Consider the following 22,730-nt stretch of genomic DNA (forward strand, 5'->3'; position numbering starts at 1 on the left):
CGAGCGGGGTCCCGCGGATGCGCGGGAAGTCGGCGATGGCGCCGGCTCGCGGGTACGCTTTCCGGTCTGCCCGGGACGGTCGGCAGCAGTTCATCGGGGGATGAGGAGCGGGAGTTGAGCGAGGAGCTCGAAGCGCGGGAGATCGCCGCGGAGCAGGAGTACGTCGACGAGGTCTACGTCCAGCTCGAGGCGTCGATGGTGAACGCCCGCGCGCTGGCGACCGAGGGGCGCAACCGCGGCCGGCTGGAGCACGAGGGCGGCCTCGTCGAGCGCGACGCGATGGTCTTCCAGGCCGCCAAGCGCATCGCCCAGCTCGACGCCGCCCACGAGGGGCTGGTCTTCGGCCGCCTCGACCTCGACCCGTCGATCGACACCCTGCCGCGCTACATCGGCCGCATCGGCGTACGCAACGCCGAGCGCGACGTGCTGCTCATCGACTGGCGCGCGCCGGCCGCCGGCGTGTTCTACCAGGCCACCGCGGCGACCCCGCTGGGCGTCGTACGCCGTCGCGTGCTGCGCTCGCTGCACCGCACGGTCGTGGGCGTCGAGGACGAGCTGCTCGACGACCAGGCCGAGACCGACCTGCCGATCGTCGGCGAGGGCGCGCTCATGGCGCAGCTCTCCCGGGCCCGCGACCGCTCCATGCACTCGATCGTCGCGACCATCCAGGCCGAGCAGGACCAGGCGATCCGCGCACCCGGCAAGGGAGTCGTGTCGATCTCCGGCGGCCCCGGCACCGGCAAGACGGTCGTGGCGCTGCACCGGGCAGCCTTCCTGCTCTACAACGACCGCCGTCGCTACGAGGGCGGCGGCGTGCTCGTCGTCGGCCCGAGCGGCGTCTTCATGCGCTACATCGAGCGGGTGCTGCCCAGCCTCGGCGAAACCGCCGTCGCGCTGCGCTCGCTCGGCGAGGTCGTCGGCGGGATCCGGGCCTCGCGCCACGACGAGCCCGCGGTCGCCGACATCAAGGGCGCGACCCGGATGGCCGAGCTGCTGCGACGCACCGCGCGCCAGCACGCCCCCGGCGCCCCGACGAGCTTCCGCATCTACTGGCGCGACGACACGATCGTCCTCGACCCGGGCGTGCTCGGGCGGCTGCGCCGCCAGCTGATGTCGCAGGGTCGCCGCAACCGCCAGCTGCCCCGGGTCGCCAGGACCCTGCTCGACGCGATGTGGCGCCAGGTGACCGGCGAGCGCGGCAAGGAGCGCGGGCGTGAGGCCTTCGACGACGACATGCTCGGGCACGCGGGCTTCGTCGAGTTCGCCGCGGCCTGGTGGCCGCCGCTCGACGCCACGACGGTCTTCGGCTGGCTGCGCGACCCCGAGTTCCTGTCCCGTGTCGGCGAGGGGGTGATCAGCCGCGACGAGCAGCTGCTGCTCGCCAAGTCGTGGTCCGCGGGCGGGCTGTCGATCGAGGACGTGCCGCTGCTCGACGAGCTGCGCTACGCCCTCGGCGACGTGCCGCAGCGCAGCGACGACGAGCGCGACCTCGACGAGACCGGCCTGCTCGAGGGGGGGGTCGACCTCCAGGAGCTCACCACCATCTCCGAGCGCGAGTACGCCCCCGGCGGCCTCGCCTGGTCGGCGCCGACCCACCGCATCGAGGACGACGGCTACGCCCACGTGCTCATCGACGAGGCGCAGGACCTGACGCCGATGCAGTGGCGGATGGTCGGTCGCCGCGGACGCGCGGCGAGCTGGACGATCGTCGGCGACCCGGCGCAGTCGTCGTGGCCCGACGCCCCCGAGGCGGCCGCCGCGCGCGCAGAGGCGCTCGAAGGCAAGGAGCTCCACGAGTTCCACCTGTCCACCAACTACCGCAACTCCGCGGAGATCTACTCCTTCGCCGCCGACTACGCCCGCCGCGTGGGCCTCGACGCCGACCTCCCCGACGCCGTACGCCGCACGGGCGAGGAGCCGCGGGTGGTCGGTCCCGTCGACGACCTCGAGGCCGCCGTGCGCGAGGCCGTCACCTCGACGGCCGCGCGGGTGGAGGGCACCGTCGGGATCGTGGTGCCGGCGGCGCGCCGCTCCGAGGTCAACGCCTGGCTGGCGTCGTGGCCCGAGCACGCCGCCGACTCCGCGGGCGCCCGCGCCGCGGTCGACTCGAGCGTCACGCCCAGCGGTGAGGACCGCATCGTGGTGCTGACCGGCCTCGACACCAAGGGCCTGGAGTTCGACGGCATCGTCGTGGTGGCGCCGCAGGAGATCGAGGACGAGTCCGCCACGGGCCGTGCGACCCTCTACGTCGTGCTCACCCGTGCCACCCAGCTGCTGACCACCGTCGGTTGATGTCCCGTCGCGTGCACCCCCACGGTGCGCGGCGACCCGCGCTGGTGGTCGCCGCGGTCCTCGTGCTGACCGCCCTGCTCGGCGCATCGCCGGCCGGGGCGTCGCTCCCGCGGGGTGACACCGTCGACTCGGACCCGGCTCCCTCGTGGGGCTGGGAGCACGTCTTCGTCGACACCTTCGACGGAGCAGCCGGCACGACGCCGGAGCAGTGGCACCCGATGCTCGGCTCCGGGGTCGCGGTGCAGAACGGGCTCGGACAGCTCGACGTCGGCCACCTCGCCCAGCTCCGCACCAACCCGGGCTGGACCCTGCCGGCCGGCACGCAGGTGCGGGTCGAGGCGAGCGTGCTGATGCCCGACACCGGCAGCAACTACACCGCGTTCTGGGTGCAGCACCCCAACGGCGTCGACCCGCGCGAGATCGACGTGATCGAGAGCTACGGCCCGCTGAAGCCCACGGGCGTCCAGCTGGGCTCGCACATCTGCTACGACGACACCCCCGAGACGGCCGTCAACGCCTGCTCCGCCACGGGGCGCGCGCCCGAGCTCTGGCCGGTGACCCAGCACTTCCCCGCCGCCGCCCAGCCGTGGCACGCCTGGTGGAGCTACGCGGCCGAGTTCACCATCGGTGGCGCCACGGTGCTCTACAGCGCCGACGACGTCCACGACGGCCGCGCCTACGAGCTGCTCTCGCCCCCCGACGCGCGCCGGGTGCCGGGCAACGCGGCCCCCTTCCACCTGCGGCTGTCCAACAAGGACGTGCTGCCCCAGCACGCGGTCCCCGGCGGCACGCGCCACAGCATGCTGGTCGACTGGGTGAGCGTCCAGGTCAAGTACCCGTAGGCCGCAGCTCGGGGAGCACCGGCCCCGCGGCCGCGCTCGGACGGCCCAGCCCGGCGACCGCGCCGAGCACGAGCAGGATCCCGATGACGGCCGCCGGCCCCAGCGCCTCCTGCAGCACGACGGCCGCCACCACGGCGGCGGTGACGGGCTCGACGAGGCTGGCGGTCACGGCGGTGCTGGGCGCCACGACCCGCAGCCCGGAGTAGAGCAGGACGTAGGCCAGCGCCATGGTCAGCACACCGAGGTAGGCGAGCCACGCCAGCGCGGCCGGGTCCCCGGTCGTCCGCGGCCCGTCGACCAGCGCCAGGCACGGCAGCAGGACCGCGGCCCCGACGAGCGTCATGCCGGTGGTCAGCGCCAGCGGCGACGACGTACGGCTGATGGAGCCGCCCGCGACCGTCGTCAGGGCGTACGTCGTCCCGGACGCGACCGCGAGCAGCACGCCCGCCACCGGGTCGGGCCCGGTCGAGGACGCGTGGCCCGCGATGCTGACCAGCAGCAGCCCGACCAGCGCCGCCGCCAGCACGACCAGCCGGCCGGTCGCGGGGAGCCGACGGTGCCGCACCGCCTCGGCCACGGTCAGCAGGACGGGGGCGAGCCCGAGGCTGACGACGGTCGAGACCGCGACCCCGACCTGGGTGACGGAGACGAAGTAGAAGCCCTGGTAGGCCGCGGTCCCGACGCCGACCGCGAGCAACCGTGCCGGTTGCATGCGGGCGAGGTCGACCAGCTCGCCGCCGCGACGCAGGAGCACGAGGGCGACGAGCAGGACCGCGGCGGCCAGCGCCATGCGCCACGCGCTGATCGTCACCGGCGACATCGGCTCGGCCGCACGGACCAGCTGGACCGCGAGGCCGCCGGTGCCCCACAGCACGCTCGCGACCGCGACCTCGACGAGTCCGCGCGTGTGCGACACCGGGCTCATGCGGCGGAGTCTGTCACCGTCCGCGCTCGTCCCCGTCGGTGTTTCGACCCGTGGCTCCTAGGCTGACCCCCATGCCCTCCTCAACCCAGGCAGGCGGCCGGGTCCTCGTCACCGGCGGCGCCGGCTTCATCGGTACGACGCTGGCGCGTGAGCTCGCGGACTCCGCCGAGCAGTGGGTCGTCCTCGACAACCTGCACCCGCAGGTCCACCCGGGCTCGCAGCCGCCGGCCGACCTCCCCGACTCGGTCGACCTCAGGATCGGCGACGTCACCAGCGCCGAGGACCTCGACGCCGTCGTCGCGGACCTGCGTCCCGACACCGTCGTGCACCTCGCCGCCGAGACCGGCACGGCGCAGTCGCTCTCGGAGAGCACGCGCCACGGCATGGTCAACGTCGTCGGCACCACCCAGCTCCTCGACGCGCTCACCCGCGCCGGTCACGTCCCCGGCCACGTCGTGCTGACCAGCTCTCGCGCGGTGTACGGCGAGGGCGTGTGGCGCAACGCCGACGGGTCGACCTTCCAGCCGGGCCTGCGCACCCACGCCCAGCTCGAGGCCGGCACGTGGGACCACGGCGACGGGGCGGCGCACGTGCCGAACTCGGTGGCCGGCACCCACCCGAACCCGACCAACGTCTACGGCGCCACCAAGCTCGCCCAGGAGCAGATCCTGGCCGCGTGGACCGGCTCGCACGACACCCGGTTGTCGGTGCTGCGCCTGCAGAACGTCTACGGCCCCCGCCAGTCGCTGTCCAACCCCTACACCGGGATCGTGTCGCTCTTCTCGCGCCTGGCGCGCGAGGGGACGTCGATCCCGCTCTACGAGGACGGTGAGATCACCCGCGACTTCGTCTACATCGACGACGTCGTCAGCGCGCTCGTCGCGGCGATCTCCCGCCGGCCTGCCGACCACGTGCGCACCGTCGACGTCGGCAGCGGCGTACGCACCACGATCGGCGACCTGGCCCGCGAGGTCGCGCGCTACCACTCCGCGCCGGAGCCGCACGTCACCGGCCAGTACCGCGACGGCGACGTCCGGCACGCGTCCTGCACCGTGGAGGACACGGTGCGCCGCCTCGACTGGGAGCCGCGCTGGAGCCTGCGCGACGGGGTCGCCGGGCTGCAGGAGTGGATCGCCACCCAGCTCGACTGACCAGCGCGAGCGCGTCGGAACAGCCCGGAACTGGGATGGCATCGGAGGCGGGTCTGCCCCGCCGTAGGGTTTCGCCCATGACCGAGACCACGCCCGGCTCGCCTCTCGTGGCTGACCTCCTGGAGCAGATCCAGGGGCACGGCGCGTGGGCGGTCATCCGGCGCAAGGCCGCGCCCACCGCGGGTCTCATCGGCGGCACGCCCCACGAGGTGGCCTCGCTGCTCGACATCCCTCTCGAGACGGGCGCTCCGCAGCCCGGCCGCAGCGCCGACCGCCTCGTCGCGGTGCCGTTCCGCCAGGTGCGTGAGCGCGGGTTCGCCGCCATCGACGACGGCGCTCCGCTGACGGTCGTCGACATCGAGGCCGAGCACGAGGTCGCGGTCACCGACCTGCTGGCCGCGCTGCCCGACGTGCCGGTCGAGTTCGCCGACCGCGGCGGCTTCACCACCAGCGACGCCGACTACGGCGAGGTGGTCGAGGCGATCATCCGCGACGAGATCGGCCAGGGCGAGGGCGCCAACCTCGTGATCGGGCGCCACTACCGCGCGGTGGTCGCCGACTGGGACGCCTCGCGCGCCCTCACCGTGCTGCGCCGGCTGATGGAGCGCGAGCGCGGCGCCTACTGGACCTTCTGCTTCTTCACCGGCGAGCGGTTCCTCATCGGCGCGAGCCCCGAGCGGCACGTCTCGGTGCGGCAGGGCGACGTACGGATGAACCCGATCTCGGGGACCTTCCGGGTCGCCGCCCCCGCTGGCGACGAGCGCGAGGTCAAGGACCGGCTGCTCGACTTCCTCGCCGACGAGAAGGAGGTCTTCGAGCTCTTCATGGTCGTCGACGAAGAGCTGAAGATGATGTGCGACATCTGCCACGAGGGCGGCCAGGTGCTCGGCCCCTTCCTCAAGCCGATGACCCACCTGATCCACACCGAGTACCTCCTCGCCGGCCGCTCCGAGCGCGACCACCGTGAGATCCTGCGCGACACGATGTACGCCGCCACGGTGACCGGTGCGCCCGTCGAGAACGCCTGCCGGCTGATCGCCGACTACGAGCCCGAGGGCCGCGGCTACTACGGCGCCGCGCTCGCGCTCTTCGGTCGCGGGCCGGACGGCACCCCCACCATGGACAGCCCGATCCTCATCCGCACTGCCGACGTCTCGCCGTCCGGTGAGCTCAAGGTGACGGCGGGCGCCACGCTGGTGCGCGACTCCGAGGCCGCCTACGAGGTGGCCGAGACCCGCGCGAAGGCGGGCGGCATCCTCAGCGCCTTCGGCCTGGCGCCGCGGGCGACCTCCGACGGCACCGACATCGCCGAGCTGGCGCGCGACGAGGACGTCGTGCTGGCCCTGGGCTCGCGCAACCAGCGGCTCTCGCGCTTCTGGCTGACCGACCAGGCCGGCGAGCCCGCCGACCCCGGCCTGGCCGGGAGGAGCGTGGTGATCCTCCACGGCGAGGACGACTTCGTGAACATGCTCGTCCACGTCCTCGGCGTCTTCGGCATGACCTCGCGCGTGGTGCGCCACGAGGACTATGCGCCCGGCGCCTTCGACGGTGCCGACCTGGTGATCGTCGGCCCCGGGCCGGGCGACCCGCGCGAGGGTGCGCACCCCAAGATCGCGTCGTTCCGCCGCGCCGTCGAGGACCTGCTCGCCTCCGGGCAGCCGTTCCTCGCGGTCTGCCTGGGCCACCAGACGCTGTGCGAGCGGCTGGGGCTCGACCTCGGCTACAAGGACGTGGTCTTCCAGGGCACCCAGTCGCCGGTCCGGCTGGACGCTCGCACCGAGCGGGTGGGGTTCTACAACACCTTCGTCGCCCGGGTGCCGGCCGGCGCGTCCCTGCCCCCGGGCGTGCGCGTCGAGGCCGACGAGGCCACCGGCGACATCCACGCGGTCGTCGGCCCGCACTTCCGCGGCATCCAGTTCCACGCCGAGTCGATCCTGACCGAGAACGGCTACGACCTGCTGCACGCCGCGGTGCGGGACCTGCTGACCTGACCTCGACCATCGCTCAGCAACGGAACGACTGTGTCGGGCGTGTGAGGCAACCGATCGGGCACCCGCGACGTCACCCTTGGTAGTCGGCTGCCGCTGAGCCGGCTCGGGACACGACGGGGGAGACGTGAAGCACTTCAAGGCAGCACTGGCAGGCCTGGGCCTCCTCGCACTGGTCGCGTGCGGCGCGCCGGGCGGCACGGGCACGGTCGACGACGGGCCGGTGCCTCCGCCGACGACGAGCAGCGCGTCGGTCGACCTGAGGCCGGCCGCCAGCCAGGCGAAGCGCCCCAACATCGTGGTCGTGATGCTCGACGACTTCTCGACGGACCTCGTGCAGACGATGCGGTCGGTGCAGCGGATGCGCAAGGCGGGCGCGAGCTACCCGCACTCCTTCGTCACCGACTCGCTGTGCTGCGTCTCGCGCTCGAGCTTCTTCACCGGGCAGTACCCCCACCAGACCGGCGTCCACACCAACACCTCCAACCAGGGCACCTCGACGCTGGGCGGCTGGCGTGCCTACGACGTCAACGGCAACCCCGAGCGTGCCTTCAACGTGCGCCTGCAGGAGGCCGGCTACACGACGGGCTTCGTCGGCAAGTTCCTCAACGAGTACGAGTGGTCGCCGGGCCGTGCGCTGCCGCCCGTGGTGCCGGGCTGGTCGACCTTCAACACCGTCTTCGGGTCGGCCTACGACGGCTGGGACTTCGCCAGCACCTCGCTCGCCGGTCAGCGGCTGCGGCTCACCCAGCACCCGGCGCCGCCCGCGAGCGCGAGCGACGCCGCCAAGGACCGCGCCTACGCCGGCACCGTGATCGGCGACCTGGCGATGGACTTCCTCCGCTCCGGCGAGGCGTCGGACGCGCCCTACTTCCTCGAGGTCGCGCCCTACGCCCCGCACAACCGGGTCAACCAGCAGGGCCACTACGCCGACGACCCGCTCTTCCCGCCGATGTTCCGCGACCGGTCCGGCCCGCGCAGCTGCGGCCGGGTCGCGTGCCGCAAGCTCACCACCGCCGACCTGCCCGGCTTCGGCGATCCCCGCAAGGACAACCGCCCGCGCCTGGCCGACGGCACGCGCGCCCGCGCGTGGAACACGACGCGTACGCTCCCCGCACCCGTCGCGGTCCGCGACCTGCGCGACCGCGCGCGGATGGTCCGCTCCGCCGACCGGCTGGTGACGCGGATCCTGCGCACCGTCGGCCCGAACACCTACGTCGTGCTCACCTCCGACAACGGGTTCCACCTCGGCCAGCAGGGCATGGGCCGCGGCAAGGGGACGCCGTACGACACCGACGTCCGCGTGCCGCTGCTCGTCACCGGCCCGGGCGTCGTGCCCGGCAAGCGCCGGGAGGTCACCTCGAACATCGACCTCGCGCCGACCTTCGAGGAGCTCGCCGGGCTCGCCCCCGCGCCCCTGCGCAGTGGGGTCTCGCTGGTGCCGACGCTGTCGCAGCCCCGCCTGGTCCGCCACCGCTACGCCTTCCTCGAGCACACGCAGCAGACGCTCACCGGCTCCGACCCCGACGCCGCCTTCAGCGGCACCGAGCTCGACCGGATCCCGTCCTTCACCGCGGTGCGCAGCCGCTCCGCGCTGCTCGCGCGCTTCGACCTCGACCCGCGCCGCGGCAAGGTCACGTGGGGCTACGAGTTCTACTCCTACGCCCGCGACCGCTACGAGCGCCGCAACGCCTTCGCCAGCCCGCGCCGGCAGGGTGAGGTCGCGGAGCTGATGGCCCGGTTGAAGGCGTTCGACGGCTGCACCGAGACCGGCGACGAGCAGGTGTCGGACGCCTGCCGCGCCCTGCGCCAGTAGGTCGCGTCCCGCGGGGGCTAGCCTCGGCGCGTGACGCCGGACGTGATCGTGGTCGACCACCACGACTCCTACACCTGGAACCTGGTGCACCTCGTCGCCCGGGTCACCGGCGTCCTGCCGACGGTCGTGCAGCACGACGAGGTCACGGCCGAGGACGTCCTCGCCCACTCGCACGTGGTGCTCTCGCCCGGGCCGGGGCACCCGGCGGCGCCGGCGGACTTCGCGGTGGGAGGAGCGGTGCTGCGCGCCGGCACCCGCCCGGTGCTGGGGGTCTGCCTCGGCATGCAGGGACTGGTGACGGCGTACGGCGGCACGGTGGCGCGCCTCGAGCCGGCCCACGGCGACGTCGCGACGATCCGCCACGACGGCGGGGGCGTCTTCGCCGGGGTGCCACAGGGGTTCGCAGCGGTGCGCTACCACTCCCTCGGCGCGGTCGACGTCCCCGCCGACCTGGTGGCCACGGCGTGGAGCGAGGACGGCGTGGTGATGGGCGTGCGCCACCGCACGCTGCCGCTGGAGGGCGTGCAGTTCCACCCCGAGTCCGTCCTGTCCGAGCACGGCGTCGACCTCGTCCGGAACTTCCTCTCATGAGTGACCCGGTCTCCTTCTTCCGCGACGTCGCCGGCACGCACCGGCGCTGCTTCTGGCTCGACGGCGGTGGCGCGCGCGAGTGGTCGGGACGGCGCTCGATCATCGGCTGGCTCGAGGACGACGACGTGTCGCTGTCCTGGTCGGCGGCCCGGGGCGAGGTGCGCGAGCACGCCGCCGGCACGTCGAGGGTCGTCGGCGACGACGTCTTCACCGTCCTCGAGGAGCGGATCCGCGCCGGGGAGCAGTGGTTCGGCTATCTCGGCTACGCCGCGCGCACCGACCTGCCCGCCGCCCCCGACCCGCTCCTGCCCGACGCGGTCTGGATGCGGCCGCGGGCGGTGCGGGTGTTCGAGCACGGTCCGGTGTCGCTGCCTTCGGGATCCCCGGCTGGCCGGGGATCCCTGACGTTGTCAGGCTCTGCAAGGCCTGACAACCTGCGGGAAGGGCCGACAACCCAGTACGCCGATGCCTTCGCCACCGTCCAGGAGCACCTGCGCGCCGGCAACTCCTACGAGGTCAACCTCACCCATCGGCTCACCCGGCACGCCGACCTCGACCCCCTGACGGCGTACCTCCGCCTCCGCGAGCTCAATCCGGCGCCGTACTCCGGCTTCCTCCAGCACGACGTCGACGGAGCGCGCGGATGGCTGCTGTCGAGCTCGCCGGAGAGGTACGCCCTCATCACCCCCGACCGGCACCTGGAGACCAAGCCGATCAAGGGCACCACGCCGCGCGGCACGACGCCGGCCGACGACGAGGCGCACCGGGCCCGGCTGGCCACGGACCCCAAGACGCGCGCCGAGAACCTGATGATCGTCGACCTGCTGCGCAACGACCTGTCGCTGGTGTGCGAGGTCGGTTCCGTCGAGGTCCCCGCGCTGATGCAGGTCGAGAGCTACGAGTCGGTGCACCAGCTCGTCTCCACCGTCCGCGGTCGGTTGCGCGAGGACGTCACGACCATCGCGGCGCTGCGCGCGCTCTTCCCCGCGGGCTCGATGACGGGGGCGCCGAAGCTGCGCACCATGCAGGTGATCGGAGAGGTGGAGGCGACCCCGCGCGGGGTGTACGCCGGCGCGTTCGGTTGGATCAGCGGCGACGGCCCGGCGGACCTGGGCGTCGTCATCCGCTCCCTGGTGACCGACGGCAGCGGCACCTGGTCACTCGGCACGGGCGGCGGGATCACCGTCCGCTCCGACGTGGCCGGGGAGTGGGCCGAGGCCCAGTGGAAGGCCGAGCGGCTGCTGCGCGTCTTCGACTAACCCGGCGTCACAGCCGGCACGCCCGGCAACCTCAGCGCGAACCGCGCCCCGCCGGCCGGCGACTCGGACACGTCGATGCGCCCGCCGTGGCGGTCGACGACCTGCCGCACGATGGCCAGGCCGAGCCCGGAGCCGGGCATCGCGCGCGACTCCTCGGCGCGGTAGAACCGTTCGAAGACGTGCGGGCGGTCGGCCTCGGCGATGCCGGTGCCCTGGTCGTCGACGGTCAGCACGCCATCGGTCAGCCGCACGGTGACGGTGCCGTCGGCGGGGCTCCACTTGGCGGCGTTGTCGAGCAGGTTGGTCACCGCGCGCTCGAGGCTGCTGGCGTCGCCGACGACGGGCCACGGGTCGAGGTCGACGTCGAAGGACACGCCGTGGGCGCGACGGCGTACGCGGGTCACGGCACGCTCGACGGCCTCGGCGAGGTCCACCTCGGCGACCACGTGGGTCGTCGGCTCGTCGCGCGCGAGCTCGACCAGGTCGCCGACCAGTGCGCTGAGCTCCTCGATCTGCCCGCGCACGTCGTCGAGCAGCTCCAGGCGCGCCTCGGGCGGGAAGGCCTCGTTGCCCTCGGCCTGGCGGAGCAGGTCGAGGTTGGTGCGCAGCGAGGTGAGGGGGGTACGCAGCTCGTGGCTGGCGTCGGCGACCAGTCGCCGCTGGCGGTCGCGGGAGGCGCCGAGCGCGAGCAGCATCTGGTTGAACGCCGTGGCCAGGCGGGCGACCTCGTCATCCCCTTCGACCCGCAGCGGGGTCAGGTCCTCGGTGACGGCGATGTGCTCGACCGAGGAGGTCAGGCGGCGCACCGGGCGCAGGCCGCTGCGCGCGACGAGCCACCCGGCCAGCAGCGCCGCCAGGACGCCGAGGGCGCCGAAGACGAAGAGCACGCCGCCGAGCTTCTCGAGCGTGCGGTCGTTGGGCGCGAGCGGCTGGGCGAGGATCAGGGCGTGGCCGCTGTTGGCCTGCACGGTGGCGACGCGGAACCGCTCGCCCTCACGCGTGACGATGGTGCGCACGGCCGACTCGCGCCGGCCGGTCGCGACGTCGTACTCCGGCTGGCCGAGGGTGAAGTCCGGCACGTCGTCGCCGGTCACGGCCCGGCCCTCGGCGCTGATGAAGATGATCCGCACGTCGGCGGCGCCGAGCATCCAGGCGGGGGCGCCGCGGGCGGTGATCTCCGACAGCGTGGTGAACGCGGTGGCCTTGTGGGCGCGGTTGAGCAACGACTGGTCGAGCGAGCTCATCAGCTGCTGGCGCATCACGACGAAGGCGGTGAGGGCCATGACGGCGATCGAGACGCCGAGCGCCACCGTGGTGATGACGGCGACCCGCGAGGCCAGCGACCTGCGGTAGTGCCAGCGCCCGTCGGGCCACGGCGTGCTGCCGCTCATGATTCCTTCAGCACGTAGCCGACGCCGCGCACGGTCTGGATCAGCCGCTGCTCGCCCGCCGCCTCGGTCTTGCGGCGGAGGTAGCCGACGTAGACCTCGAGGGAGTTGGCGCTGGTCGGGAAGTCGTAGCCCCAGACCTCCTCGAGGATGAACGACCGGTCGAGCACCCGGCGCGGCCGGCGCAGGAACATCTCCAGCAGGGTGAACTCCGTGCGGGTCAGCTCGATCGCGCGACCGTTGCGGGTCACGTCGCGGCTGGCCACGTCCATCGTCAGGTCGGCGAAGGTCAGCAGCTCGCCCGCGGCGTCGTCGTCGGGCACGACGCGGCGCAGCAGCGCGCGCAGCCGGGCCAGCAGCTCCTCGAGCGCGAAGGGCTTGGTGAGGTAGTCGTCGGCCCCGGCGTCGAGACCCTCCACCCGGTCGCCGACCGCGTCGCGGGCGGTGAGCACCAGGACCGGTACGTCGTTGCCGGCGGCGCGCAGCGCCCGCGTGGTCTCGATGCCGTCCAGGCGCGGCATCATCACGTCGATGACCACCACGTCGGGGTGCTGGGCGCCGACCGCGACCAGGCCCTCGGCGCCGTCGGCGGCCAGCGCCACCTCGTAGCCGTTGAACTCCAGCGAGCGGCGCAGCGAGTCACGCACGGCGCGGTCGTCGTCGACCACCAGCACGCGGGGCTTGGACTCGGTCACAGCCGCAAGGATGCCAGCCGCGCCTGAGCAGAGGCTGAAGAACGGGCGCAGGTCAGGTGTAGCGGGCGGCGATCGTCCCGGCGCGGGCGCCGTAGCCCCCGCCGAACATGCACGCGTGAGCGAGCAGCGGGAAGAGCTGGTGGACCCCCAGCCGGTCCTCCCAGCCCTCGGCGAGCGGGGCCACCTCGTCGTACGCCGCCACGACCCGCGGCAGGTGGGTGAGGCCGAAGAGGTGCAGCATCGCGAGGTCGACCTCGCGGTGGCCGCCGTAGGCCGCCGGGTCGATCACGTGGATCACGCCGTCCTGGCCCCACAGGCAGTTGCCGTTCCACAGGTCGCCGTGCAGGCGCGCGGGCGCCTCGTCGGGCAGCAGGTCGGTGAGCCGGCCGACGACCGCCTCGACCGCCACGGCGTCGGAGTCGGCGATCGCGCCGCGGTCGCGGGCGAGCTTGAGGTAGGGCAGGACCCGGCGCACGGCGTAGAACTCCGCCCACGAGCCGGCGGTCCGGTTGGGCAGCGGCAGGCGCCCGATGAAGCCGTCGTGGTCGAGGCCCCAGCCGTCGGCGCCGGCGGTGTGCGTGGCGGCGAGCTGCTGGCCGAAGGCGGCGGCCGCCTCGACGGGCGTCTTGGCGCCCGGCTCGACCCACGCCAGGATCACGCAGTCGCCGGCGGCGGCGAGGACCTCGGGGACGGGCACGCCTCCCTCGACCTCGTCGAGCCACGCGAGGCCGGCCACCTCCGCCTCGAAGAAGCCCTCCGGGGCGTGCGGCAGCGTCTTCATCAGCGCGGTCTGGCCGCTGGAGAGGCGCAGGCGGGTGGCGGTGGCGACGTCGCCCCCGGCGACCGGCGAGGTCGCGACGACGGACGCGCCGAGGAGCTCCTCTGCGCGCCGGGCGACCAACGGCTGGCGAGCCATCAGGCCCGGTCCTGCGGGTCGTCCAGGAGCGGCTGGAGGGCGGCCACGATCGCGTCGCTCGTGCGCTCGACCATCGCCAGCACCTCCTCGAACCCGTCGGCCCCACCGTAGTACGGGTCCGGGACCTCAGCGCCCGGATCGACCGGATCGAGGTCGCGGAACAGGCCGATGCGCTCTGCGCGCCCACCCACGTCGGCGAGGTTGGCCATGTCCATCACCAGCACCACGTCGTACGCCCCGGGGCGGGCGTCGTCGTACTGCCGCGCCCGGTGGCGGGTGGGGTCGTAACCCGCGGCGGCGAGGGTCGCGGCGGCGCGGTCGTCCATCGGGTTGCCGACGTGCCAGCCACCGGTGCCCGACGAGGTCACCTCGACGCGGTCGTCGAGTCCGGCGTCGGCGAGGTGGCTCTCGAGGACGACGTGGGCGGTGGGGGAGCGGCAGATGTTGCCGAGGCAGACGAGCTCGATGCGGTAGCGGCCCGGCACGCGGGGAGGAGGGAGGGTCCGCAAGCCTGCTCAGTCCCGGGACGGCAGCGCGGTGCGGACGCCCCAGCCGACGACGGTGATGACGAGCGAGCCGACCACGGCGGTCCAGAAGCCGTCGACGGTGAAGCCGATGTCGAAGGCGTCGGCCAGCCGCGCGGTGAGCATCAGCATGAGCGCGTTGATGACCAGCAGCAGGAAGCCCAGCGTCAGGATGATGAAGGGCAACGACAGGAGCTTGACCACCGGCTCGATGAAGGTCGAGACCAGTCCGAGGATCAGCGCCACCAGCAGCACCGGGACGACCTTGTCCTGGAGCTCGGCCTGGCCGGAGCGCGCACCGGTGAACGAGATTCCGTCGAGCAGCCACGCTGCGACGGAGAGCCCCGCGGCGTAGGTGAGCAACCAGGTGATGAAACGCATGTCCTGACACTAGCGACTCGCTCATGCTCGGGGAGGTCGCACCGGGTCTGGCTAGCCTCCCCCGCATGACGATCGGCGGCACGGGTGTGATGGTGCTCGGCGCCCTCGTCGCAGGTGGGCTCGCGGTGCTGCTCGCCCTGGCGCTGCGGGCGCGGCTCGGCGCCGCCACCTCGATCGCCGTCGCAGGGCTTCTGTGGTCGCTGACCGCGATCGCCCTGGTCACGCTCGTCCCGACGCGTCCCGACGTCGGGGTGGTGCCGGCCGAGACCCGCAGCGAGTCGTGCTCGTGGGACTACGGCGGCCCGTCGGGCACCACCTTCGAGGTCCTCGGCCTCGACCAGCGCATGCTCAACGTGCTGCTCTTCGTGCCGGCCGGGGTGTTCCTCGTGCTGGCGGCGGGTCGCTGGTGGTCGGGGCTCGCGCTCGCGCCGGTCGGCCTCGCCCTTCTGGCGGCGTACAGCCTGGGCATCGAGGTCACCCAGCTCCAGCTCGCCCGGCTCGACCGCGCCTGCGACGTCACCGACCTCGTCGACAACGTCCTCGGTGCGGGCATCGGGGCCGCGATCGGGGTGGTGCTGCTCCCGGTCGTGAGGCCGTGGCGGGATCGTCGTACGGCTGAATAGGGTCTCCCCATGACCACCCCCCAGCCCCGGCCCAACGTGCTCGCCATCCCTGCGTACGTCGCCGGCAAGCCGCCCGTCGCCCGACCCGGGCTGACGTCCTACAAGCTGTCGTCGAACGAGAACCCCTACCCGCCGCTGCCCGGCGTGCTGGAGGCCGCGCACGAGGCGGCGGCGCAGATGAACCGCTACCCCGACATGGGCAGCACCGCGCTCTACGCCGCGCTCGGCGAGGCGATGGGCGTGCCGGTCGACGACCTCGCCGCGGCCACCGGTTCGGTCGCGCTGATCTACCAGCTCGTCAACGCCTTCTGCGAGCCCGGAGACGAGGTCGTCTACGCCTGGCGCTCCTTCGAGGCCTACCCCATCGCCGTCACCGCCGGAGGGGCGACGAGCGTCCAGGTGCCGGTGACCGCCGACGGCCGCCACGACCTCGACGCGATGGCGGCCGCGATCACCGACCGCACCAGGGTCGTCATCGTCTGCACGCCCAACAACCCGACCGGACCGGCCGTCACGCAGGCCGACCTCGACGCCTTCATCGCTCGCGTCCCGTCGCACGTGGTCGTCGTGGTCGACGAGGCCTACCTCGAGTTCGTGCGGATGGACGACGCCATCGACGGCATCGCGACCTACCGCCGCCACGACAACGTCGTGCTCACCCGCACCTTCTCCAAGGCCTACGGCCTCGCCGGCTTCCGCGTCGGCTACGCCGTCGCCCCCGCGCCGCTGGCCGCCGCGCTACGGGCGGTGTCGCTGCCCTTCGGTGTCAGCCACGTCGCCCAGGCGGCGGCGATCGCCTCGCTGGCCGCCCGCGAGGAGCTGTTCGAGCGGGTCTCCGACCTGGTGGACCGGCGTGCCGACCTGATCGGCCGGCTGCGCGAGGTCGGCTGGGAGCTGCCCGACGCGCAGGGCAACTTCGTGTGGTTCCCGCTCGGGGACCGGGCGCTGGACTTCGCCGCGGCCTGCGGCGAGGTCGGGATCTCGGTGCGGCCCTTCGCCGGCGACGGCGTACGCGTCAGCATCGGCGAGGCCGAGGCCTTGGACCGGTTCGTCGAGGTGGCCGCGCGCTTTGCTCCCTGAGGTGTCGGCGTCACTCCTTCGGGATCCCCGGCTGACCGGGGATCCCTCAGGTTGTCAGGCCATGCACGGGCCGACAACCATCAGGAGAGCCTGACAACCCCGCGCTCCGCAGGTGCGGGGGTGGTCCACCGGTATCCGGTCAGTCCTCGGCCCTCCTGGCAGCCGTTTCCCGGTGGACTACCGGGGGCGGGTGGCTATGGTTGAACCGTGAACGACACGGCGACCTACACCAAGCAGGGCGAGCCCTTCGAGCGCGACATGACCTACCTCCCAGACCGGGTGCTGGCCGGCGGGGCGTCGGCCGATCCGCTGGACGAGCGGTTCCCCAGCGGGTCGAAGGACAGCCCCCGCGACGTCACGACCTGGGAGGTCGTGCCGGGTCGCTACCGCCTCGTCGCTGCCCGGGCGTGCCCCTGGGCCCACCGCTCGATCATCGTGCGCTCGCTCCTCGGGCTCGAGGACGTCCTCTCCTGGGGCGCCCCGGGCCCGGTGCACGACGCCCGCAGCTGGACCTTCGACCTCGACGAGGGCGGCCGCGACCCGGTGCTGGGGATCGAGCGCCTCCAGGAGGCCTACTTCGCCCGCGAGGCCGACTACCCGCGCGGCATCACCGTGCCGGCGATCGTCGACGTCGAGTCCGGCAAGGTCGTCACCAACGACTTCCCCCAGATCACCCACGACCTGTTCTTCGAGTGGCGCGAGCACCACCGTCCCAACGCCCCGGACCTGTGGCCGGCCGACGTCCGCGAGGAGATGGAGTCGGTGATGAAGCGGGTCTTCACCGAGGTCAACAACGGCGTCTACCGGTGCGGCTTCGCCGGCTCGCAGGAGACGTACGACGACGCCTACGCCCGGCTGTGGACCGCGATGGACTGGCTCGAGGACCGCCTCGCCGACCGTCGCTACCTGATGGGCGAGGCGATCACCGAGGCCGACGTACGCCTCTTCACGACGCTCGTGCGCTTCGACGCGGTCTACCACGGCCACTTCAAGTGCAACCGCAACAAGCTGACCGAGATGCCGAACCTCTGGGGCTACGCCCGCGACCTCTTCCAGACCCCGGGCTTCGGCGACGAGGTCGACTTCGAGCAGATCAAGCAGCACTACTACGTCGTGCACACCGACATCAACCCGACGCAGATCGTGCCGGCCGGTCCCGACTCGGACGTCTGGCTGACCCCGCACGGGCGCAGCTGACTGGCGTACGCCACTGGGACGCCCGGGGCAGGTGTGACGCTTGATTCCCGAGTTTTCTCCGTGCTTGGTCGAGTTTCGGTCAAGCCAGCCCCCAGTTAGCCCATCGCTTCGTCGAAGCATCGTGGTGTGAGCCTGTCGAGGCGGCACGGTTGTGCCATCGGCTGCCCGTCCGGGGTGGGCAGCACCGGCTGGCCCCCGTCGCGGGGGTCGCTCGTCAGGGGATGGCCAGTGGGAGCAGCGCGCGAGAAGCGTCCGGCGGACGTGCGTACGGCGAGGGGCGGCGCAGCGGCCCGGCGTGCCCGCGATGCCGCGACCGTGCTCGCCCTCCCCGCCCTGGTGCTCCATGCGACGGCCGTGCCAGCGGGTGCGGCCGACGAGGCCACTCTGGACGTGGCCGTGACTGCGGCCGGCTCCCTCGTGCGCACGCACGGCTGGACGATCGACCAGACGGTGGACGCGGTCGCGCGCTCGGTCGACGTCACCGGCCGCGCGACGTTCCGCTGGACCGTCACGGCCCGTGCGGGTGACGTCACCGACTCCGCCTGGGCGCTCGCCGGCGACGTGAGCGTCACCAACCCCGCCGAGGACGGCAGCGTGGTCGCCGACGTCGCGGTGACCACCGACCTCGGCGGCGGCGCTGCGTGCACCGTCGCCGGCGGCGACGACGCCGTCGTCCCCGCTGCCGGCTCGCTCACCCTGGCCTGGACCTGCGCCTTCGCCTCAGCCCCGGCCGCGTCCGGCTCGGTCTCCGCGACCGCGTCGTGGGCCCCGGACGCCCGTGCGACCGGCACTGCCCCGGCGGAGCTCGTCGTCGTCGAGCCCGACCGGACCGTGGCCGTCGTCGGCGACCTCGCGGTCCCCGGCCAGCGGGTCGTCCTCGACCCCGCACTCGCGTGGGCGCCCGGCCTGGTGCGGTCGTGGACCTACGACCTGGCCCTCGCCGGTGGCGCGCCGTCGGCGTGCGCGACGTACGCCAACAGCGCCTCCGTCGACCTCGCGAGCGGTGCCGACCCGGTCGTGACGACGGCTGTCCGCTCCTGCACGCCTGAGGTCCTCCCGGCGCAGGCGTTCGGATCGCCGGCGGGCTCGGTGCGCGCCAGGTGCCGTGGCACGGTCAGGGCCCAGCTCGCCAACCGCTCGGGGGAGACGGTCGTCTACAAGCTCCGGGTGGGTCCCAGGGTGCACCGCATCTCCGTGCCGTCGCTGGGCAGCAGGCGCTTCGTCACCCGTGGGCGTGCCCTCGCGGCGGTGACCCTCAAGGCAGGCTCCGTTCGGCTCGACCGGACCCGCGTGCCCCAGCGCTGCGCCGGACCCGTCACGGTCCCCTCCCTGACGCAGGGCGGCCGCTCGTGAGGCATCGCCTGGTCTCCGGGTAGCCGTCTGCGCTCCCCGAGCCTCCACCCCATGGAGGGAGCCGGCGTCGCCAGGTCACCCACGGGCCTGCCGGCGCCGGTTCGTCGCGGGTCTCCGGGCCGTCGGCCGCTCGCGGTCGATGCCTCAGCGGGGTGGGCCGGTCTCAGCCTTTGACCGACATCCTCACGAATACATCGAGGTTCCCTCAAGGCCTCTCGGAGATCGCTCAGCACCTCGTCCTAGGCCCTATGTCTGAGGTGTCGGGACCCTCAGTCTTGTGATTGCAGAGCCGTCCGTCTTGGGGGCGACGGCTGATGCGGTCGGCGGTATTGGGGCGCCGACCCCCACGGCAATCAGAGGAACCATCATGGCCAACTACACCCGTCGCACCGTCGTCCGAGGCGCTGCCTGGACGGTGCCCGTCATCGCCGTCGCGGCGCCGATCCCGGCGTTCGCCACCTCCCACGAGCCGCCGCCGCCGGTGATCGACTTCGGCGGTGCCTGTGGCAACACGGGCGCCACCCAGAAGGGCTGCGGCAGCGACAAGTCGCTCCAGGTGCCGCTCACGCTGAGCAACCCCGGCGCCGAGGACATCGTCTTCCAGATCACCGGCATGTTCACCTGCAACTGTGCGTCGGCGCCCACCGGCCCCGGCGCCGGTGTCTACTCCGGCATCGATGGCGTGTTCAGCACGCCCAGCCACGCAGTCACCAACCAGAACAAGTGCACCAACGCGGCCTACTCCGGTTGCCCGGGCGGCGTCTCGGGAGGCTCGATCCTCGTTCCGGCCGGGACCGTCAACGCGACCTACTGGATCGTCTCCGCGAGCACCCAGGCGTCCAGCTCGTTCTCGTCGCGGATCACGTGGCGACTGCTCTCGGCCAACGGTTGCACCGTCCTCAGCTCCGGTCAGGCCGCGACCGCCGCGGCCATCGAGCCGGCCAACTGCAACGGCGGCAAGTAAAGCGATGCGCCGCGCCGCCCTGGCGCTGGTCGCCATCGCCCTCACCGTGGGTGGACTCACGGCGGGACAACCCGGCGGCTCGTCCGCCACGCCTGACGAGGTGGTGCGCGACTCGGCCCCGCGCCACTCCTCCTCCTGACGCCTACGCCACCGTCCCCGCGGGTCCGACCCGCGGGGACTGCGGCGTACCGACGACCTGTCGGAGGCGCGTCGACCACCAGGCTCCACGGCGCCATGCCCCGGCGTCGCGCCAGACCCCCGAGGTCCGGCTCGACTCCGGTCCGTGGCCCGGAGCCGGACGACCGCCTCCCTCACCGGGCAGTGCTTCGGCCTGCCCGAGCCTCCAACCCCCAATGGAGGCGGGCCGGCGTCGACGGGTCACCCACGAGCCCGTCGGCGCCGGCTCATCCATGTCTGGAGGGTGGATGCCGTACGGCGCGGGGTGGGGTACCGCGCCTCCGGCCAGATTGGTGCTGGCAGGCCGCGGCAGATACGTTTGGCGCCATCATGTGGTCGGGGTCACACACGCCGACGACCACGCTGAAAGCCGTCGGCGTCCGGTGATCCCGGGAACGTCGCTAGCTGTTGAAGGAGAGCCCGTTGCCCGACCCGGTGAGTTTCGGCCCCGACCTTGCGGAGGTCTTCGGACCCTCCCAGACCGATGGTGGCCCCGACCTCGTCCAGCTGTTGACGCCCGAGGGTGAGCGCGTCCACCACCCCGAGTTCGACCACGACTTCTCCGCCGAGGAGCTGCGCGGTCTCTACCGCGACATGGTCCTGACGCGGCGCATCGACGTCGAGGCCACTGCGCTGCAGCGCCACGGCGAGCTCGGCATCTGGGCCCAGCTGCTCGGCCAGGAGGCCGCGCAGATCGGCGCCGGGCGCGCGCTGCGCCCGCAGGACTACGTCTTCCCGACCTACCGCGAGCACGGCGTCGCCTACTGCAAGGGCGTCGACCCGCTGCGGCTGCTCGGCCTGTTCCGCGGGGTCGACCAGGGCGGCTGGGACCCCAACGAGAACAACTTCGGTCTCTACACGATCGTCATCGGCGCCCAGACCCTGCACGCCACCGGCTACGCCATGGGCATGCAGCGCGACGGGGTCGTCGGCACGGGCGACCCCGACCGCGACGCGGCCGTCATCGCCCACTTCGGCGACGGCGCGTCCTCGCAGGGCGACGTCAACGAGGCGTTCATCTTCGCCGCCTCCTACAACGCCCCCGTCGTGTTCTTCTGCCAGAACAACCAGTGGGCCATCTCGGAGCCGATCGAGCGCCAGACCCGCATCCCGCTCTACCAGCGCGCGCTGGGCTTCGGCTTCCCGGGCATCCGCGTCGACGGCAACGACGTGCTGGCGACGTACGCCGTCACGAAGGCCGCGCTGCAGCGGGCCCGCGAGGGCAACGGCCCGTCGTTCGTCGAGGCCTACACCTACCGCATGGGTGCGCACACCACGACCGACGACCCGACCCGTTACCGCCTCAACGACGAGCTCGAGCACTGGAAGCTCAAGGACCCGATCGAGCGGCTCAAGGTCTACCTCCGCCGCAACGGCCTGGTCGACCAGGAGTTCTTCGACGACCTCGACGCCGAGGCCAAGGAGATGGGACACCACCTCCGCGAGGGCTGCAAGGCGCTGCCCGACCCGAAGCCGATGGACCAGTTCGGCTACGTCTTCAGCGAGATGACCGACGAGATCCGCGAGCAGCGCGACCAGTTCGCCGCCTACCTCGCTTCGTTCGAGGGGAGCCACTCCTGATGAGCACGCAGAAGATCACTCTGGCCAAGGGCCTCAACATGGGCCTGCGCAAGGCCATGGAGGCCGACGACAAGGTCCTGCTCATGGGTGAGGACGTCGGCAAGCTCGGCGGCGTCTTCCGCATCACCGACGGCCTGCAGAAGGACTTCGGCGAGGACCGCGTCATCGACTCACCCCTCGCGGAGTCCGGCATCGTCGGCACCGCGGTCGGCATGGCGCTGCGCGGCTACCGCCCCGTCATCGAGATCCAGTTCGACGGATTCGTCTACCCCGCCTACGACCAGATCGTGTGCCAGGTCGCGAAGTACACCTACCGCTCGCAGGGCAAGGTGAAGATGCCGATCGTCATCCGCATCCCCTTCGGCGGCGGCATCGGTGCGGTCGAGCACCACTCCGAGAGCCCGGAGGCGCAGTTCGCCCACACCCCGGGCCTCAAGGTCGTCGCCTGCTCCAACCCGGTCGACGGCTACTGGATGATCCAGCAGGCCATCGCCCACGACGACCCGGTCATCTTCCTCGAGCCCAAGCGGCAGTACCACGCCGACAAGGCCGAGCTCGACGAGTCCGCGACGCCCGAGCCGCTCTTCACCTCGCGCGTCGTCCGCTCCGGAACCGATGCCACGGTGCTCGCCTACGGCCCGACGGTGAAGACCGCGCTCAAGTGCGCCGAGGCCGCCGAGTCCGAGGGCCGCAGCCTCGAGGTCATCGACCTGCGCACCCTCTCGCCGCTCGACATGGGTCCGGTCTTCGAGTCCGTACGCCGCACCGGGCGCTGCGTGATCACCCACGAGGCGCACGTCAACCTCGGCATGGGCGCCGAGGTGGCGGCCCGGATCACCGAGCAGTGCTTCTACTCCCTGGAGGCCCCGGTCCTGCGCGTCGGCGCGTTCGACATGCCCTACCCGCCGTCGCGGATCGAGGAGGAGTACCTCCCCGACCTCGACCGCGTGCTCGACGCCGTCGACCGCACCTTCGCCTTCTGAGAGG

Annotated in this window: 21 protein-coding genes; 15 read left to right on the top strand and 6 right to left on the bottom strand. The window is 72.8% G+C overall.

Annotated features, from left to right (window positions below):
* Positions 1-114 precede the first annotated feature (114 nt).
* Together K4G59_RS08555 and K4G59_RS08560 are read left to right on the top strand one after the other, a co-directional pair.
* Positions 115-2,292 carry a HelD family protein gene (locus tag K4G59_RS08555; protein WP_231250537.1) on the top strand — a complete coding sequence of 726 codons (2,178 nt, stop codon included), beginning with the start codon at positions 115-117 and terminating at the stop codon, positions 2,290-2,292.
* Positions 2,292-3,134: a hypothetical protein gene (locus tag K4G59_RS08560; RefSeq protein WP_231250538.1), complete on the top strand. Its 843-nt coding sequence runs from the start codon at positions 2,292-2,294 to the stop codon at positions 3,132-3,134. Before K4G59_RS08555 ends, K4G59_RS08560 begins: the two co-directional genes overlap by 1 nt.
* On the opposite strand, the gene K4G59_RS08565 is transcribed toward K4G59_RS08560, so the two are convergent.
* The gene (locus tag K4G59_RS08565) at positions 3,121-4,059 is read right to left on the bottom strand and encodes a DMT family transporter (RefSeq protein WP_231250539.1); all 939 of its coding nucleotides are present in this window, start codon (positions 4,057-4,059) and stop codon (positions 3,121-3,123) included. The genes K4G59_RS08560 and K4G59_RS08565 overlap by 14 nt on opposite strands.
* Before the next feature lie 71 nt (positions 4,060-4,130).
* Here K4G59_RS08565 and K4G59_RS08570 point away from each other — a divergent pair, with 71 nt between their 5' ends.
* The 5 genes from K4G59_RS08570 (at position 4,131) to K4G59_RS08590 (ending at position 10,864) form a co-directional block, all read left to right on the top strand.
* Positions 4,131-5,210, top strand: a complete 1,080-nt coding sequence (locus K4G59_RS08570; protein ID WP_231250540.1) for an NAD-dependent epimerase/dehydratase family protein — start codon at positions 4,131-4,133, stop codon at positions 5,208-5,210.
* A 77-nt stretch (positions 5,211-5,287) separates the two neighbouring features.
* Positions 5,288-7,201 carry an anthranilate synthase family protein gene (locus K4G59_RS08575; RefSeq protein WP_231250541.1) on the top strand — a complete coding sequence of 638 codons (1,914 nt, stop codon included), beginning with the start codon at positions 5,288-5,290 and terminating at the stop codon, positions 7,199-7,201.
* A 124-nt stretch (positions 7,202-7,325) separates the two neighbouring features.
* Entirely contained in the window at positions 7,326-9,014 is a 1,689-nt protein-coding gene (locus tag K4G59_RS08580; RefSeq protein ID WP_231250542.1) for a sulfatase-like hydrolase/transferase, read from the top strand.
* A 30-nt stretch (positions 9,015-9,044) separates the two neighbouring features.
* Positions 9,045-9,605: an anthranilate synthase component II gene (locus tag K4G59_RS08585; RefSeq protein WP_231250543.1), complete on the top strand. Its 561-nt coding sequence runs from the start codon at positions 9,045-9,047 to the stop codon at positions 9,603-9,605.
* Positions 9,602-10,864, top strand: coding sequence for an anthranilate synthase component I family protein (locus K4G59_RS08590; protein WP_231250544.1), 1,263 nt, complete (start codon positions 9,602-9,604; stop codon positions 10,862-10,864). Before K4G59_RS08585 ends, K4G59_RS08590 begins: the two co-directional genes overlap by 4 nt.
* Here K4G59_RS08590 and K4G59_RS08595 read toward each other — a convergent pair.
* From K4G59_RS08595 to K4G59_RS08615, 5 genes are read right to left on the bottom strand one after another with little or no spacing between them, the layout of a single operon-like run.
* A complete protein-coding gene (locus tag K4G59_RS08595) occupies positions 10,861-12,255 on the bottom strand; it encodes a HAMP domain-containing sensor histidine kinase (protein ID WP_231250545.1) in 1,395 nt (464 codons plus the stop codon). The two genes, K4G59_RS08590 and K4G59_RS08595, sit on opposite strands and share 4 nt — an antisense overlap.
* Positions 12,252-12,947, bottom strand: a complete 696-nt coding sequence (locus tag K4G59_RS08600) for a response regulator transcription factor (protein ID WP_207083119.1) — start codon at positions 12,945-12,947, stop codon at positions 12,252-12,254. Before K4G59_RS08600 ends, K4G59_RS08595 begins: the two co-directional genes overlap by 4 nt.
* A gap of 52 nt (positions 12,948-12,999) precedes the next feature.
* Complete coding sequence (locus tag K4G59_RS08605; RefSeq protein ID WP_231250546.1) at positions 13,000-13,863, bottom strand: fructosamine kinase family protein; 864 nt, start codon at positions 13,861-13,863, stop codon at positions 13,000-13,002.
* Complete coding sequence (locus tag K4G59_RS08610) at positions 13,863-14,348, bottom strand: low molecular weight protein-tyrosine-phosphatase (protein ID WP_231250547.1); 486 nt, start codon at positions 14,346-14,348, stop codon at positions 13,863-13,865. The genes K4G59_RS08605 and K4G59_RS08610 overlap by 1 nt, the downstream gene beginning before the upstream one ends.
* Positions 14,349-14,378: 30 nt before the next feature.
* A complete protein-coding gene (locus tag K4G59_RS08615; RefSeq protein WP_231250548.1) occupies positions 14,379-14,768 on the bottom strand; it encodes a phage holin family protein in 390 nt (129 codons plus the stop codon).
* A 65-nt stretch (positions 14,769-14,833) separates the two neighbouring features.
* Here K4G59_RS08615 and K4G59_RS08620 point away from each other — a divergent pair, with 65 nt between their 5' ends.
* The 8 genes from K4G59_RS08620 (at position 14,834) to K4G59_RS08650 (ending at position 22,726) form a co-directional block, all read left to right on the top strand.
* Positions 14,834-15,391: a VanZ family protein gene (locus K4G59_RS08620; protein WP_231250549.1), complete on the top strand. Its 558-nt coding sequence runs from the start codon at positions 14,834-14,836 to the stop codon at positions 15,389-15,391.
* A 9-nt stretch (positions 15,392-15,400) separates the two neighbouring features.
* On the top strand, positions 15,401-16,471 hold the full coding sequence (locus K4G59_RS08625) for a histidinol-phosphate transaminase (protein ID WP_231250550.1): 1,071 nt from the start codon (positions 15,401-15,403) through the stop codon (positions 16,469-16,471).
* A gap of 207 nt (positions 16,472-16,678) precedes the next feature.
* On the top strand, positions 16,679-17,668 hold the full coding sequence (locus K4G59_RS08630) for a glutathione S-transferase C-terminal domain-containing protein (protein WP_231250551.1): 990 nt from the start codon (positions 16,679-16,681) through the stop codon (positions 17,666-17,668).
* A 228-nt stretch (positions 17,669-17,896) separates the two neighbouring features.
* Positions 17,897-19,021, top strand: coding sequence for a hypothetical protein (locus K4G59_RS08635; RefSeq protein WP_231250552.1), 1,125 nt, complete (start codon positions 17,897-17,899; stop codon positions 19,019-19,021).
* Positions 19,022-19,388: 367 nt separating this feature from the next.
* On the top strand, positions 19,389-19,985 hold the full coding sequence (locus K4G59_RS08640; protein ID WP_231250553.1) for a hypothetical protein: 597 nt from the start codon (positions 19,389-19,391) through the stop codon (positions 19,983-19,985).
* Positions 19,986-19,989: 4 nt separating this feature from the next.
* Positions 19,990-20,124, top strand: a complete 135-nt coding sequence (locus K4G59_RS20030) for a hypothetical protein (RefSeq protein WP_269209807.1) — start codon at positions 19,990-19,992, stop codon at positions 20,122-20,124.
* 473 nt (positions 20,125-20,597) lie between these two features.
* Positions 20,598-21,743 (top strand): pyruvate dehydrogenase (acetyl-transferring) E1 component subunit alpha, encoded by a 1,146-nt coding sequence (gene pdhA / locus K4G59_RS08645; protein ID WP_231250673.1) that lies wholly within the window; start codon positions 20,598-20,600, stop codon positions 21,741-21,743.
* Positions 21,743-22,726 (top strand): alpha-ketoacid dehydrogenase subunit beta, encoded by a 984-nt coding sequence (locus K4G59_RS08650; RefSeq protein ID WP_231250554.1) that lies wholly within the window; start codon positions 21,743-21,745, stop codon positions 22,724-22,726. Before pdhA ends, K4G59_RS08650 begins: the two co-directional genes overlap by 1 nt.
* Positions 22,727-22,730 lie beyond the last annotated feature (4 nt).

It is taken from the genome of Nocardioides furvisabuli, assembly GCF_021083185.1.
GTDB lineage: Bacteria > Actinomycetota > Actinomycetes > Propionibacteriales > Nocardioidaceae > Nocardioides > Nocardioides furvisabuli.